Here is a 14,764-nt window from a genome sequence, read left to right as displayed (position 1 = left end):
CTGCCCCTCGATCCCGCCTGCGCGCCGTTGACTACGCCGAGGATGCTTCCCTGACGCCGAGTCGTCGTGCGACGCACTCGGCGGTCCGCTGACCGGTGAGTACGGCCCCGTTCATGGTTCCCGCCCACTCGCCTGCGGTCTCGGTCCCGGCCCAGTGGATGCGGCCGTGGGGCTCGGTGAGGGCACTCGCGTAGGCCACGGACGAATACGGAGCTGCAACGGGATGCGGGCCACCGGGAGCGAACGGTTCCGCGCCCCAGCAGTGGTCGACGTAGTCGATGGGCGATTCGGCATCGGCACCGTACAGGTCGGCGAGCTGCCGAATGACCCGGCCGCGCCGTTCCTCGAGGCCGAAGCCGTCGAACACTCGAGGGTCACAGAACGCCATCAGCACCCCGGGGCCTCGGTCGTCCGGTGAGACGTCGAAGGTGATGAACACCGTCCCGGTGTCGGTCAGCGCTTCACCAGAAAGCCCCTGGGTCCGCCAGAAGGGTTCCTCGTAGGCGACGAAGGCCTTGCTCAGCGCACCCATGCGCCAGGTCCTGACGAGCCCCTCCGCCTTGTCCGGCAAGGAAGGCTGGAACTCGATGCCGGCACGGTGCTCAGGAGCCGTGGTGACGATGGCGTACTCGGCGCTGATCATGGTCGAGTCGGTGCAGACCGTGACGCCGCTGTCCTCCTGGATGATGCTGCGAACGGGTGCGTTCAGGACGATACTGTCGCCCAGCTGTCCCGCGAGTCGCTTGGCGATCTCCTGAGTGGTCTCGGTGATTCTGTCCTGTTGCGCTCCCCCGTCGACGTCGAGCATGTGATTCAGCCCGCCAGCGGCGCGTATGTAGCGCAGGACGTGCAGCAGGGAGACGTCCCCCGGGCTGCAGCCCCACTGCACCTTGCTGACGATCGTCATCATGGCCCGAGTGGTGGAGAGAGCATGCTTGCGGTCGAGCCACTCGCCGAAGGAGATCGCATCCAGCTGGTCGGCCCCCGGGGACTCCCAGGCGGTGTCGACGTCGACGGTCGAGGTCAGCTTCTCCAGCGCCATCTGCATGCGGGCCATGTCCGCCAGCGCCACGGGCGACATCTTGGGAATGGTGCCCTTGTAGGTGCTGCGCCGGCCGTTCGACCACAGCACGTTACGCCCTTCTGCGAACTGTCCGGTCGTAGTGCATCCCAGTCGGTGCGCGAGGTCGCGGATGGCCGTGTGTCTCCGAGAGACCCACGTGGCGCCGAGGTCAACCTTGACCCCGGCCACCTCGCCTGAGAGCGATCGCCCACCGACGCGATCGCGACCTTCCACCACCTGGACCGACAGTCCCATGCTCAAGAGCCGGTCCGCGGCGGCGAGGCCGGCGAAGCCCGCACCGACGATCACGACGTCCGCCGTGGTGCCGTCCGTCGGCGTGGTGGTGCTGTTCTCACGAGATCTGGACATGGTTGCCTCCCTCGCTCGCACGGCCCGCGTGGTGCGAGACGTACTGGGTGATGGGGTCGACGAGGGCCTCGGGGATGTGATGCCCCATGCCGGGGATGACCACGTGCTGAGCCGAGCGGATCGCCTGGACCGTCGCTGTGCCCCCACTGGGGGCGACCATCAGGTCGCGATCGCCATTGATGACCAACGTCGGGACGGCGATCCTGCCCAGCTGAGCGGTTCGATCTCCGGAGCGCTGGATGGCCTGGATCTGGCGCGCGACGCCCGCGGCCGGGTCGCCAGCGCTGCGATCCCACCCGCGTGCTGCGACGGCAGCCTCCGCTGCGTCATCGATCGGGTAGGCCGTCCCGGCGATGTGCCCGGTGACCCGCAGATGAGCGCGGACCGCGGATGTTCTGGTCCTCGGCGGCCTCGCAACCAGGAGACCGATCGTCGACAGTGCTGGCTGACCAACCTTCCTCGCCCCGGTGGTCGAGTAGATCGAGGTGAGGGAACGGACACGCTGCGGCTCTGACACGGCGAGCGTCTGCGCGATCATTCCACCCATCGATCGTCCGACCAGGTGGACCTGAGCGATTCCGAGATGGTCGAGAACGCCGAGACAATCCCTGGCCATGTCCGTCAGCGAGTAGGCGTCGCTGCGTGGGCGGGCGAGAACCTGGCGCCACAGGCCCGGCGCCGGGGTCGCCATGAAGGTGGACTGACCGACGTCGCGATTGTCCATCGTGACGACCCTGAACCCGCGGGCGACGAGTGAGCCGACGAACGAGTTAGTCCAGAAAGTGAGGTCCTCGCCCAGCCCGGCGAGGAGCAGGACCGCCGGATCGGCCTCGGCACCGATATCACGGAAGCAGACCGTCACCCCGGACGGAAGGGGCGCGTACTGCTCTGCGGGGGCCGAACCGCTGCCGTCAGACATGGGCCCGACGCCTCGTGCCGGGAAGCTGCGACGCCCGGCTGACGCCGAACCTCAGGTTCTCGTCAGCCACGGGTCCTCGTAGCGCCTTCGCGTCCTCCGGGTACGACATCGCCATCCGCCATGGTCCGTGCACCCCCTGCTTCGGCAGCACGTCCGCCCCGCGCTTGGCGTAGTTGGACTGGAGGTCCATGATCGGCCTGCGCGTCATCCCCGCTACAGGGACGGGAACAGCACTGTCGTGACCATGGGCGTCCATGTGGTTCACCAGGTCGATGAAGTAGCGGCACATGAGGCTCACCTTGAGCGTCCATGACGACGTCGTGTAGCCGATGGCCATCGCCCAGTTCGGGATCCCCGTGAGGAGCATCCCGCGGTAGGCGGTCGAGTCAGCGACGTCGATCTCTCGCCCGTCGACCACGATCGGCATCCCGTCGAAGAGCCGGAGGTTCAACCCGGTCGCGGTCACGATGATGTCCGCCTCCAGCTCTTCACCAGACGCCAGGATGATCCCGCGCTTGCTGAACCTCGTGATGGTGTCGGTAACGACAGAAGCCGCGCCCGCCTTGATCGCGTCGAAGAAGTCGCCGTCGGGCGCCAGGCACAGCCGCTGGTCCCACGGGTCGTACGGCGGGTTGAAGTGCTTGTCGACGTCGAAGCCCTTCGGGAGTCGTTTGATGTTGGCCCGGCGGATCAGTGAACGGCCAGCGTTCGGAAACGCACGGAGCCCCTTGACGACCGCACGGTCGAACCAGATGTTCTTGAACCTCGTCGCGGCGTACCCACGCTCCTCGCCGAGGAGTCTCGTGAGAGCCGTGGCGACGCCGTCGACGCGAGGGACCGCCACGACGTACGACGGCGTGCGCTGCAGCATCGTCACGTGCTGGGCGGCATCGGGTCCCGTGGCCATCGTCGGCACCATCGTGACCGCGGTGGCCCCGCTGCCGATGATCACGACCTTCTTGTCGCTGTAGTCGAGGGATTCGGGCCAGTGCTGAGGATGAACAACCTGGCCTGCGAAGTCCTCGCGGCCGGGGAACTCCGGTGAGTACCCCTGGTCGTACCTGTAGTAGCCCGTAGCGGCGAACACCCACCGAGCGCGGATCTTCTCGGTGCTCGTCACGCCGGTGGCCGGGTCGGTCACCTCGACACCGAGTGTCCATGTCGAGTCCTCCGAGGACCATTCCGACCTCACCACCCGGTGACGAAGCCTGACGAGGTCCGTCAGGTCGTTCTCCTCGACCGTCTCCTGCAGGTAGTCCCGAATGAGCGGCGCGTCCGCGATGGCATGCTCATGACGCCATGGCTTGAACTCGTAGCCGAAGGTGTGCAGATCGGAGTCCGAGCGGATACCCGGATAGCGGAACAGGTCCCACGTACCGCCGATGTCGTCGCGTGCCTCCAGCACGACGACGGACTTGCCGGGGAGCTCCCGGCGCACATTGGCAGCCGCACCGATCCCGGAGATACCCGCCCCGATGATCACGACGTCGAACTCCTCGACTGAGTCCAGTTCCTCGAGTGCCACGGCTGCTCCCAACGTTGTCGCTGTTCCCGGTGTGCTCCCGGAATCCCCACTGTCACCAGGGAGCGACCTCGACCTCAACGACAGCACGCACCGCCTTCAACGCAGCGAGGTGCAGGATGCACCGAATGTCGGTCCTGACCGGCGTCGCCGTTGACCAGCGACCTGGCGCCCACGATGGTCGGACCGACGGTCACGTCCGGTGACCGGGGTCGAGGCACTGAATAGCCCCGACCACACCGACAGGGATGCGGACGGACTTCCCGGTCCCGCGCCCGGACACCCAGTCACTGCGGCGCATCGGCCCCCGACTGGAACCGAGAGGAGCCACGACGGTGAAAGATCTACTCTTTCTCCTGGCCGACCTATGGCTGATCTTCGTCGGCCTGTACTTCGGGTGGGCATTCATCCGAAGGTATGACAACTACCTGCTCGGCCTGGAATGGATGGTCGTCGGGACGTCGGCCACCAACTTCCTGCTCTGGGCACTGCTCGGTGGCGACGACGCGAGTGCCTTCTACGACGTGGCGTTCTTCCTCGACGCGTTCTCACGGTCGGTCGGCATCACGCTCATCCTCGTCCTGGGCCTGATGGCGGTCACCCACCGGTACAAGCCGAGCCTGGCCGTCGAGATCAGCGTGTTCGGACTCGCCATCGCAGCCGGCCTCTACCTCCAGCAGTACCGGGACCAAGAGCTCGACATCGGTCCCGCGACGTTCTACGTCGTGGTCAACGTGCTGACCACGTTGTTCCTGGTGTACTTCGCCACGAGGCTCTGGGGCCTCGGCGCCAAGGGCCTGGCCGTCTGGACAGGGTTGGCCACAGCCGCCGCGTTTGTCATCGCGATCACCTACGACTTCTTCCCGCTCCCCTTCGACGACGACCAGCGGACGATCTTCTACACCGCCGCTCTGGCGACGTGGGGAACGCAGGGGTTCGTCTACTTCCTCGGCTACCGTGCGCTGCACGCTCACAACCTGGCCACCGACGCGCAAGAACACCAGGCAGAGAACGCGACGTCATGAGAACCGACAACGTGGAATACACCACCTTCAGCGGCTGGATCGACCCCCCATCAGACATCCTCCCCCCGCTTACCGAGGACCTGACGTGTGACGTGGCCGTGATCGGCGGGGGCATGGGCGGTATGGCGACGGCCCTACGGCTCGCAGAACGCGGACAAGACGTGGTCCTTCTGGAGGCTGAGTTCTGTGGCTACGGGTCCAGTTCCCGCAACGCCGGGCAGGTCGCAGGCGCTCCTGGAGGGGATCTCCGACTGCTCAGCCTCTTCTCCGGAAAGAAGATGCCCGGCATGGTGCGGCTGGCCGAGAACTCAGCCCGCTTCGTGGAAGACCTCATCACGACCCACGACATCGACTGCGACTACGAGCCCAACGGCATGGTGTTCGGCGCAGTGTCGCGTGGACAAATGTTCCGAGTACGCACCTTGGCCAAGATCCTTCACCGCGCCGGCGGTCATGGGAAGGTCGGCACGAGCGAGGAGCTTGGTATTCCCCGCGGGTTCGTGGGCGGGATGCGTGAGGGTGAAGGCGGGATGCTGAACCCGGGCAAGTTGGCCCGCGGAGTTCGTCGTGCCCTGCTCTCCTCGAATGCTCGAGTGTTCGAGAGGACCAAGGTCACTGACGTCACGCGGGACCATGGCCAGGTCGTCATCTCGACACCACGCAGCGACGTTCGCGCGAACAAGGTCGTACTTGCGACGAACGCATACTCGGGAGAGTGGGACGTCACGCCCAAGCGCCTCTCGGTGCCCATGTGGATCATCGAGGTGGAGACCGAGCCGATCGAGCCGGGGCGCCTCGACGAGCTGGGGTGGGACAGCCGATCCGGGATCGTGACCCAGCACCAGATCATGGAGAACTACCGGCTGACCTCTCGCAACACCATCGTGCTCGGCGTCCGGCGACTCGAGCGCGGCAAGACCTTCCCCCTCCCGGCGAAGGCGCCGGACCCGGAGCTCGTCGAAGAACTGGCATCCGCGTTCGCAACGCGCTTCCCTTCTCTGGCCGACGTGGCCATGGAGCGAGCGTGGGGAGGCTGGATCGCGATCACCTCATCCTGGCTCTCGATCGCCGGCGAGATCGACGGCAATATCTACTACTCGATCGCGTGCAACGGTCATGGGCTGGCCCAGGCGCCCTACGTGGGGTCATTGATCGCCGACCTGATCGTCGACGGATCGCGGCACGAAGACCTTGAAGGCATCTGGGCGAGCGCGCCCAAGTTCCCTCCGTTCATGATGATGGGACCGCTGGGATTACGCACCATCTGGGCCGTGGACCGGTTCAACGACCTGGTCAACGGCAGCAGACGAAGGGCCCGCCGCAGGACCGCCCCGACGACCTGATCGTCAACCGGACGACACGTCGTCTCACGACGTCACCCACATGTTCGATGCGCAACATACACACAGCACGGGGCTGCTTGTGCCACCCTTCGGCCGCCGCGCGACAGGTCAGTAGAACTCGCCTGCGGCGGCGCCGGGGGCCTCGGTCTCACGGGCCATGGGGGTGAAGCGCGAGTAGTGACCCTGGAAGCTGACTGCGACGCGGTTGACCGGGCCGGAGCGGTTCTTGGCCACGATGATGTCGGCCTCGCCGGGGCGTTCTGACTCACCGGCGCCGTGCGCGTCGGGACGGTTGAGCAGCATCACCATGTCGGCGTCCTGCTCGATCGAGCCCGACTCGCGCAGGTCCGACAGCTGCGGCGTCTTGTCCGTGCGCTGCTCCGAGCCACGGTTCAGCTGGCTGATCGCGACCACCGGGACGTCGAGCTCCTTGGCCAGCAGCTTGATGGCGCGGCTGAACTCCGAGACCTCGACCTGGCGGTTCTCCACCTTCTTGCCCGACGTCATGAGCTGCAGGTAGTCGAGCACGATGAGCTCCAGGCCGTGCTGCTTCTTGATCCGCCGCGCCTTGGAACGGATGTCCGGCATGGTCATGTTGGGCGAGTCGTCGATGGTGATGGGAGCGGAGTTCACCCGGGGCATCGCACGGGTGATGGCGTCCCAGTCGGTGTTGGTCATGCCGCCGCCGCGCATGTGGTGGATGGCCACCCGCGCCTCGGCGGACAACAGACGCATGGCGATCTCCTCACCCGTCATCTCCAGGCTGAAGATGGCCGACGGCTTGCCCTGCGCGATGGAGCACGCCCGCACGAAGTCCAGCCCCAACGTGGACTTGCCGACACCGGGACGCGCCGCCACGACCACCATCTGACCACCACGAAATCCCGTGGTGAGCCGGTCGAGGTCCGGGAACCCCGACGCGAGACCGGCCATCTCGCCGTCGCGGTTCTGGATGTCGTCGATCTCCTGGATCGTGTCCGGGATCAGTGCCGAGACCTGCCGGAAGTCGTCGATCGCCGCCGAACCATCGACCTCCAGCACCTCGGCCTGAGCGCGGTCGACCAGCTCGGCCAGCTCGCCGGTCTCCGCCCAGCCCATCCCGGCGATCTTCTGGCCCACCTCGATGAGGCGGCGCAGCACCGCCTTCTCACGGACGATCTCGGCGTAGTAGTCCGCGTTGGTGGCGATCGGGACACCGGAGACGAGCGTGTGCAGGTACGGGGCACCGCCGACTCGGGCGAGCTCGCCACGACGCTGCAGCTCCGCGGAGACCGTGATGGCATCGGCCGGCTCCCCCCGTCCGGCGAGATCGGTGACGGTCTCGAAGACGAGCTCGTGGGCCGGGCGGTAGAAGTCGCGTCCGTCGAGGAGCTCTCCGGCGACGTCGATGGCCTGCTTGCTCATCAGCATGGCACCCAGGACGCTCTGCTCGGCCTCGATCGCCTGGGGCGGGACCCGGCCCGTCGACGACTCCTCGTCCTGCGGCTCGGTCGGCGCCGCGTACAGGTCAGGCACGCTCACGACGCACCCCCCCAGACCGTCGAGCAGATGACCGTCGAGCAGATGACCAAGGAGCACGCACGCCGAGGTGACGCTGGGACGGCTCTGCGACTCTCCCCACACTCCAGCGGTGCGCCCAGCTCGCGCTCGCTCACAGGCCTCGAACTCCTCTCCATTGATGTCACCGTAGGGGTGGCCACCCACACTGCCGGGGAGGTCGAGTTGGGCCACGCCGACGCGTCACACTAGGACGGTGCGCGTCTCGATGAAAGACCTGTCCTCACACCCCGTGGGGACAAGTTCCCAGGATCTGTGGAAAACGCCGTCAGGGCTGTGCACAGTCCGTGGACAGCACTGTGGACGTTCGCCTGAGGTTCACCTACCAACATGCTCTGACCTGCACAAACATGAATACACGGGTGTGGAGTGAAACTGTTTCTGAGGGAGTTCTTCACCTTCGGCGGTCCTTGATCGACATGTCGACACGGGCCGCATAACACACGTTCATCCACAGGGAGAGGGTTTTGCTGAACACGTTCCACCCGGCTGATCGGCAGATCGCCGCCGTTGCCCTGCCGGCCTTCGTGGCGCTCGTCGCCGAGCCCGCGATGCTGCTGGCCGACACCGTCATCGTCGGCCGCCTGGGCACCGCACCGCTCGCCGGTCTGGCCGTCGCGTCATCGGTGCTGCTCACGGTGGTCGGGCTGTGCGTCTTCCTCGCCTACGCCACCACCGCCGGAGTGGGCAGGCGCCACGGCGCCGGCCGCCTCGCCGAGGCGTACGTCGACGCGATGGGCGGAGTATGGCTCGCCGCCGCCCTGGGCATCGTGATCGGCGCGGGCCTGGCCATCGGCGCCGAGACGGTGGCCGGCGCGTTCACCAGCTCCCCGGCGGTCGTCGACGAGGCGGCCGCCTACCTGCGGATCAGCGCGGCGGCCGCACCGGCGATGCTCGTGATGCTCGCCGCCACCGGCGCCCTGCGCGGCGTGCTGGACCTGCGCACGCCACTGGTGGTCGCGGTCTGGGCCAACCTGCTCAACGCCGCCCTCAGCATCTGGTTCGTGCACGGCCTCGGCTGGGGCATCCAGGGAGCGGCCATCGGCACCGTCATCGCCCAGTCCGCGGCGGCCGCCTGGCTCGTCGCAGTGCTCGTGCGCGGCGCCCGGCGCGCCGGCGCCGACCTGCGCCCGCGGATCGGGCACGTCCTGCGGGCGGCACGTGACGGTGCACCGCTGCTCGCCAGGACGGCGACCCTGCGCGTGGCGCTGCTGCTGGCGGTCGCGCTCGCCGCCCAGGTCGGGGACGCACCCCTCGCCGCCCATCAGATCGCCACGACCCTCGTGAGCTTCCTGGCCTTTGCCATGGATGCCGTGGCCATCGCCGGACAGACCCTCACCGGACGGGCGCTCGGTGCCGGAGACGCCGGGCAGGCCCGCGCACTCACCCGGCGGATGATCGGGTGGGGCCTGTGGGGCGGCCTGGCAGCGGGCCTGCTGCTCGCGGCACTCGCCCCATTCCTCGGGCCGTGGTTCACCCCCGACCCCGCCGTGCACCAAGCCCTCGTCCCGGCCCTACTCGTCGTCGCCGCCGTCCAACCGGTCTCCGGCCTGGTGTTCGTGCTCGATGGCATTCTCATCGGTGCCGGGGACGGGGTCTACCTGGCCTGGGCGGGCCTGCTCACGCTGGTCATCTACGCGCCGGTCGCCACCGGTGCCGTTGCCCTCGGGACGGGACTGATCGGGCTGTGGGCCGCGTACGGCGTGCTCCAGCTGGCCCGGCTGGCCACGCTGTGGTGGCGCCAGCGCAGCGACGCCTGGCTGGTCCTCGGCGCCTGACCTCAGCTGCGGCGCCAGTACCCCGTGAGGTCGAGGCAGTCGCGGGTCAGTCCGTGCTCGGTCTTGAGCCACTGACGGATGGGACGCAGCATGGACGACTCCCCGCTGACCCAGGCGAAGGCCTGCCCCTGCCACCACGACGTCGAGGTGACGGCACGGGGCAGCAGGTCCGTGCTGCCGGGCGGTGCACCATCGCGGTGCAGCCAGGTGAGCTCGACGTCGGCCTGGGTCTCGATGACCTGCTCGTGGTCGGCGTCGGCCACCTCCACGAACACCTTCGCGCGGTGGTCCGGGCCGAGCTCCTCCAGCAGCCGGCCGATGGCCGGCAGGGCCGTCTCGTCACCGGCCACCAGCAGCCAGTCCACGCCGTGTGGCAACGACGCGGTGAGCGTCGGGCCGACGATCCAGGCCGGATCGCCCGGCTGCAGGGTGCCCACCCACGAGGCGGCGTGACCGGCGGGATGGTCGACGAAGTCCAGGTCCAGCTCACCGCTGCGCGCGTCCCACCGACGCGGCGTGTAGTCGCGGTGGATGGCCCGCACCCCGCCGGCTGTCCAGTCCAGGCGGCCCTCCTCCTGCACCGGTAGGACCGGACGATCATGCCCCGGGGAGGGCAGCAGCACCTTGACGTGGTCGTCGAACCCCGGCGTCGTGAAGGCCGGCACCGTCACCCCTCCACCGTCCGATGCAGTGTCGAACGCGCCCAGCTGCGGACCCGTGAGCGTCACCCGCCTCATGCCGACGGTCACGTCCTGCACACGCGCCACCTCCAGCTCGCGCAGCACCGCCGCGAGGGTGGTCACCACGCGCCGCGACCGGGCCACCTCAGTCCCCGACGTCGGTGAACCCGACGCGCGTGTAGTCAGGCTTCTCGAATGCCGACGGACCGTAGCCCGCCACCCCGTCACGCACCGCCAGCACGACCGGCGGGACCGCCAGCGGAACCACGACGTGCTGCTCCAGCACCGCGCTATCCAGCGCGGAGACCGCCTCGTGCCGGGCGTCGTCGTCAAGGGCGGTGACGGCGTCGGACCACTGCTCAGCCGAGCCGGACGCCACACCGGTGACGTTGTCGGCCGAGTCGACCGGACGATACCGGGACTGTGCGGACGCCACCCCCAGCAGCTGGGCGTCCCAGGAGAAGGTCACCAGATCGAAGTCCCGCGGGACGAAGACCTGCTCGGCGAAGTCCTCCTGCGGCACCTGCGTGACATCCACGGCGATGCCGACGTCGGCCAGCTGCTCGGTGACCAGCTCGGCGCGACGGACGATGGCCGAGCTGCCCTCCGGCACGGGAAAGCTCAGCGTGAGCTGCTTGCCGTCGCGGGTGGTCTGCTCCCCCACGTCGTACCCGGCGCCGGCCAGGAGCTCGCGTGCTGCCTCGACGTCACGCTCCGGAGGTTCGGCGTCCTCGTCATGTCCTTGCTGTCCCGGCACGGTGAACACGCTCGTGGCGACGCTGGGGGCAGCCTCGATGCCATCGACGGCATCGGCGGCGACGGCTTGGCGGTCGAGGGCGAGCGCGACGGCCTGCCGCACGTCCTCGTTGGCCAGCGGACCGCTGCCGGCGCCCAACGTCAGGTGCGTCCAGGACGATCCAGCGGAGCGGCGCAGGAGGTCGGGGTCGACGTCCGGCGCGGACGTCGCATCGACGTCGATGACGTCGAGCTCGTCGGCATCGAACGCCTCGGCCTGCACCTCGGGAGTGGCGACGCGCCAGACGATCTGCTCCAGCTTGGGTGTCCGTCCCCACCAGCGAGGGTTGCGCTCCTGGGTGATGGTGCCGCTCTCAGGGTCGATGTCGGTGACGACGAACGGACCGTTGGACGGCACCGGCCGCTCGGTGAACGCCGTGTTGAAGGACTTGGCGTCACCGGAGATGCTGCGCGGCAGGCGCGGGTAGACGAACCGTGGCCAGTCCGAGCGCGGTGTGGAGAAGCGCACCGTGTACTCATGCTCGTCGTCACCGTTCTCGACCGCCTCGATGTCGTCGTAGCCGTCGGTGGACGTCACGCGGTAGCCGTCGTTCGAGCCGTTCATGGCCTGCCAGTAGGCGCGCATGTCGGCTGCCGTGATCGGGGTGCCCTGCTGCCAGACGGCGTCGGGGTTGAGCCGCACCCGCACCGTGAGGGGATCCTCGCGGTCCATCTCCACGGACTCGGCGTAGTCCTCGTCGACCTCCCAGCCGCCGTCCTCGGTGAGGCGGACGGCGTCACCGGTGGTGGGGCCGAGCAGCTGCTCGAGGTCCGAGCCGCCGGGGCCGGTGCTCGCATCGGCATGGACCGGGTTGAAGGTGGCGGGCAGCGTGCTGATGCCGATGCGCAGGGCTCCGCCGTCGGCGACCTCGTCCGCCGCGACGTCGCTCCAGCCGGTGAGCACCAGCTCCTCGGGATCGGAGCCGGCACCGGCGCTCGGCGAGTCGACGGCTTCGTCGTCGCCGCCGAACAGTCCACAGCCACCGACCATCGCGACGATGACGACCGCAACGATCACCGGGCGCAGCAGCGGCGCGGCCGTCGGGCGGGGCCGCGATCGGGCCGGGGTGTGGGGGAGCGTCATGATCAAAGACGAACGCACGGGACTCGGGGCGAACCCCGAGCCCCGTGCGTCGGGGGTCTTACTTGGCGGGCACCACGTTGAGGCGTACCTGGGCGACGACCTCGGGGTGGACGCGGACGGTGACCTCGTGGGCGCCGAGCGACTTGATCGGGTTGCCGACGTCGATGCGCCGCTTGTCGACCGAGGCGCCGATGGCCTCGAGGGCCTCGGCGACGTCGGAGACCGTGACCGCGCCGAACAGACGGCCGGACTCGCCGGCCTGGACGCTCAGGTTGATCGGCTCGGCCTCCAGACGGGCCTTGATCTGCTGGGCGTCCTCGAGGTCGTGCACGGCGCGGGCGTCACGTGCGGCCTTGATGGAGCCGACCTGACGGGCGGCGCCCTTGGTCCAGCGGATGGCGTAGTTACGGGGCAGCAGGAAGTTGCGCCCGTAGCCGTCCTTGACGTCGACGATGTCGCCGGGCTCTCCGAGGCCGCCGACCTCGTGCGTGAGGATGAGCTTCATGATGTGCGCCTCCCTCAGCGGCTGGTGGACGTGTAGGGCAGCAGCGCCATCTCGCGCGCGTTCTTGATCGCCTTGGCGATCTGGCGCTGCTCCTGCACGGAGACGCCGGTGACGCGGCGGGCGCGGATCTTGCCGCGGTCGGAGATGAACTTGCGCAGCAGCGCAGTGTCCTTGTAGTCGATCGTCGTATCGGCCGCGAGCGGGTTGCTCTTCTTCTTCGGCTTGCGAATGACGGGCTTGGCCATGATGTGTCTTGCTCCTGTGGGAAAGGGGGTGTGCTCAGAAGGGGGGCTCGTCGGAGGCTGCGCCTGATCCGCCCCAGGCGTCGGACTGTCCACCGCCGGGACCGGACTGCTGCGGCTGGGTCGACCACGGGTTGGCGGGCGCGCCACCGGCGTTGCCGCCGCCCTGAGGGCCTGGGCCCTGGCCGCCACCGAAGCCTCCGCCGCCGGAGCGCGATGCCTTGGACGTCTTGGACGTGGCCCACCGCAGGGAGGGGCCGACCTCGTCGACCTGGATCTCCACGCTGGTGCCACGCGAGCCGTCCTGCCGCTCGAAGTTGCGGATGCGCAGGTTGCCCGTGACGATGACGCGCTGGCCCTTCTGCAGGGACTCAGCGACGTTCTCGGCCTGGTCGCGCCAGACGGCGCAGCGGAAGAAGTTGGCCTCGCCGTCCTTCCACTCGTTCGTCTGACGGTCGAACGTGCGAGGCGTCTGCGCGACGGTGAAGTTGGCCACCGCGGCGCCGGAGGGCGTGAACTTCAGCTCCGGGTCGTCGGTGAGGTTGCCGATGACGGTGATGGTGGTCTCTCCAGCCATGAGGCTCAGCCTTTCGGGTGGGTGATGTCTGACTCCATGCAACCGCAGACCGCTGACAGAGCGCGAGGCTCGTCCACAGGCTGCGGCCGGCGGGTCAACGCACGTCGGGGCGCGTGACCTTGGTGCGGACGACGGACTCGTTGAGGCCGAGCTGACGGTCCAGCTCCTTGACGGCCTCCGGCGTCGACGTGAGGTCGAGGACGGCGTAGATGCCCTCGGTCTTCTTGTCGATCTCGTAGGCGAAGCGACGCTTGCCCCAGACGTCGACATTCTCGACGCTGCCACCGGAGTCGGTGACGACCTTCAGATAGGTCTCGAGGCTCGGAGCGACCGTGCGCTCATCGAGGCTGGGCTCGAGGATGACCATGACTTCGTACTGACGCAACGACAACGTGCGCCCTCCTTCGGTCTGAACGGCTACGGACCATCCGCAGCAGGAGAGTGTGCCGGCCACTGGGCGGCGAGCAACCGGGCAAGTCTAGCCGTGGCCACGACGATGGTCCAACTGACCTGCCCCTCGAGTGCGGTCGACGGGTTCAGAGGGGCGAGCCCGAGCCGTTGCCTCCTGGTGATCCCGAACAGAGGCATGGCCCCGAAGCAACCGCGCCCGGGGCCATGTCTCGATGCCGGAGCCTCAGGGGGCGGGGATCTCCACCTCGTGGGTGAACTCATCAACCGTCTCGTCCGAGCCGATCACCTTCGCGCCGTCACGCGTGTAGTTGAGCAGGTAGGTGTCGGCCTTCTCATCGACCAGGAACGCCACCCATCCGGTGGTCTCCCCGCCGTCGCGGCGCGCGACGTCCTCGAGCTCGGGGCGGTCGGCGGCAGCCATCTCCTCGGTCACCATGCGGGTCTTGTCATTCCAGAAGTCAGCGCCGTCGTCCCACGAGATCTCGAAGTTGCCGGTCGAGATACGCCCGCCATACTCCTCGCCGGGAGCAACCTTCACCTGGACCAGGACGACCTCGCCGCCGTCGGCGATCAGGTCGGCGTGCTCCTCGGAGGGAAAATCACGGACCGCCGAGATGATCTCGAGGCTGTCTCCCATGTCCGGATCCTCAAACGCCTCGGCGATCTCCACTTCCGCCTCCTCGCCCGCGACGGCGTCCGCCTCAGCGGCTTCGGAGGTCGGAGCCTCGCTCGGTGGCGAGTCGGACGACTCGTCGTCAGAGCCAGAGCACCCGGAAAGGACGAGTGCGAGAGCGAGGAAACCTCCCGCCATCGTCGTGCCACGGGAGCGAACAAGACCAACAGTCATGGGGGGATCCTCCGAGATTTGATGCCAGCTGAGTCCCGCTGACCTTA

At 68.2% G+C, this 14,764-nt stretch carries 14 protein-coding genes; 3 read left to right on the top strand and 11 right to left on the bottom strand.

Translation table 11 applies throughout. The features are described from left to right. Nucleotides 1-31: 31 nt before the first annotated feature. From ACEVFP_RS00700 to ACEVFP_RS00690, 3 genes are read right to left on the bottom strand one after another with little or no spacing between them, the layout of a single operon-like run. Complete coding sequence (locus ACEVFP_RS00700; RefSeq protein ID WP_375001423.1) at nucleotides 32-1,432, bottom strand: flavin monoamine oxidase family protein; 1,401 nt, start codon at nucleotides 1,430-1,432, stop codon at nucleotides 32-34. Then, on the bottom strand, nucleotides 1,416-2,351 hold the full coding sequence (locus ACEVFP_RS00695; RefSeq protein ID WP_375001422.1) for an alpha/beta fold hydrolase: 936 nt from the start codon (nucleotides 2,349-2,351) through the stop codon (nucleotides 1,416-1,418). Before ACEVFP_RS00695 ends, ACEVFP_RS00700 begins: the two co-directional genes overlap by 17 nt. Next, nucleotides 2,344-3,876 carry a flavin-containing monooxygenase gene (locus tag ACEVFP_RS00690; protein WP_375001421.1) on the bottom strand — a complete coding sequence of 511 codons (1,533 nt, stop codon included), beginning with the start codon at nucleotides 3,874-3,876 and terminating at the stop codon, nucleotides 2,344-2,346. The genes ACEVFP_RS00695 and ACEVFP_RS00690 overlap by 8 nt, the downstream gene beginning before the upstream one ends. Before the next feature lie 332 nt (nucleotides 3,877-4,208). On the opposite strand from ACEVFP_RS00690, the gene ACEVFP_RS00685 reads away from it, so the two are divergent. Together ACEVFP_RS00685 and ACEVFP_RS00680 are read left to right on the top strand one after the other, a co-directional pair. Then, entirely contained in the window at nucleotides 4,209-4,898 is a 690-nt protein-coding gene (locus ACEVFP_RS00685; protein ID WP_375001420.1) for a hypothetical protein, read from the top strand. After that, entirely contained in the window at nucleotides 4,895-6,241 is a 1,347-nt protein-coding gene (locus tag ACEVFP_RS00680; protein WP_375001419.1) for an NAD(P)/FAD-dependent oxidoreductase, read from the top strand. Before ACEVFP_RS00685 ends, ACEVFP_RS00680 begins: the two co-directional genes overlap by 4 nt. 108 nt (nucleotides 6,242-6,349) lie before the next feature. On the opposite strand, the gene dnaB is transcribed toward ACEVFP_RS00680, so the two are convergent. Next, entirely contained in the window at nucleotides 6,350-7,747 is a 1,398-nt protein-coding gene (dnaB, locus tag ACEVFP_RS00675) for a replicative DNA helicase (RefSeq protein WP_375003877.1), read from the bottom strand. A 518-nt stretch (nucleotides 7,748-8,265) separates the two neighbouring features. On the opposite strand from dnaB, the gene ACEVFP_RS00670 reads away from it, so the two are divergent. Beyond that, a complete protein-coding gene (locus tag ACEVFP_RS00670; protein WP_375001418.1) occupies nucleotides 8,266-9,576 on the top strand; it encodes an MATE family efflux transporter in 1,311 nt (436 codons plus the stop codon). Nucleotides 9,577-9,578: 2 nt separating this feature from the next. Here the strand turns inward: ACEVFP_RS00670 and ACEVFP_RS00665 are convergent, their stop codons facing one another. The 7 genes from ACEVFP_RS00665 to ACEVFP_RS00635 all read right to left on the bottom strand — a co-directional run bounded on the left by ACEVFP_RS00665 (nucleotide 9,579) and on the right by ACEVFP_RS00635 (nucleotide 14,717). Beyond that, nucleotides 9,579-10,382 (bottom strand): siderophore-interacting protein, encoded by an 804-nt coding sequence (locus tag ACEVFP_RS00665; protein ID WP_375001417.1) that lies wholly within the window; start codon nucleotides 10,380-10,382, stop codon nucleotides 9,579-9,581. Nucleotides 10,383-10,401: 19 nt separating this feature from the next. Then, nucleotides 10,402-12,135 (bottom strand): ABC transporter family substrate-binding protein, encoded by a 1,734-nt coding sequence (locus tag ACEVFP_RS00660; protein ID WP_375001416.1) that lies wholly within the window; start codon nucleotides 12,133-12,135, stop codon nucleotides 10,402-10,404. 58 nt (nucleotides 12,136-12,193) lie between these two features. Further along, a complete protein-coding gene (gene rplI, locus ACEVFP_RS00655; RefSeq protein WP_375001415.1) occupies nucleotides 12,194-12,640 on the bottom strand; it encodes a 50S ribosomal protein L9 in 447 nt (148 codons plus the stop codon). Nucleotides 12,641-12,654: 14 nt separating this feature from the next. Continuing rightward, nucleotides 12,655-12,885 carry a 30S ribosomal protein S18 gene (gene rpsR, locus ACEVFP_RS00650; RefSeq protein ID WP_375001414.1) on the bottom strand — a complete coding sequence of 77 codons (231 nt, stop codon included), beginning with the start codon at nucleotides 12,883-12,885 and terminating at the stop codon, nucleotides 12,655-12,657. 34 nt (nucleotides 12,886-12,919) lie between these two features. After that, nucleotides 12,920-13,459 carry a single-stranded DNA-binding protein gene (locus tag ACEVFP_RS00645; protein ID WP_375001413.1) on the bottom strand — a complete coding sequence of 180 codons (540 nt, stop codon included), beginning with the start codon at nucleotides 13,457-13,459 and terminating at the stop codon, nucleotides 12,920-12,922. Nucleotides 13,460-13,553: 94 nt separating this feature from the next. Further along, nucleotides 13,554-13,844 carry a 30S ribosomal protein S6 gene (gene rpsF / locus ACEVFP_RS00640; RefSeq protein ID WP_375003876.1) on the bottom strand — a complete coding sequence of 97 codons (291 nt, stop codon included), beginning with the start codon at nucleotides 13,842-13,844 and terminating at the stop codon, nucleotides 13,554-13,556. A gap of 249 nt (nucleotides 13,845-14,093) precedes the next feature. Next, nucleotides 14,094-14,717, bottom strand: a complete 624-nt coding sequence (locus ACEVFP_RS00635; protein WP_375001412.1) for a transcriptional regulator — start codon at nucleotides 14,715-14,717, stop codon at nucleotides 14,094-14,096. Between the last annotated feature and the right edge of the window lie 47 nt (nucleotides 14,718-14,764).

Origin of the sequence: Aeromicrobium sp. CTD01-1L150 (genome assembly GCF_041951745.1) — a bacterium.
Taxonomy (GTDB): Bacteria; Actinomycetota; Actinomycetes; order Propionibacteriales; family Nocardioidaceae; genus Aeromicrobium.
The sequence above is the reverse complement of the archived record's forward strand: the minus strand, read 5'-3'. Positions and strand labels throughout refer to the sequence as shown.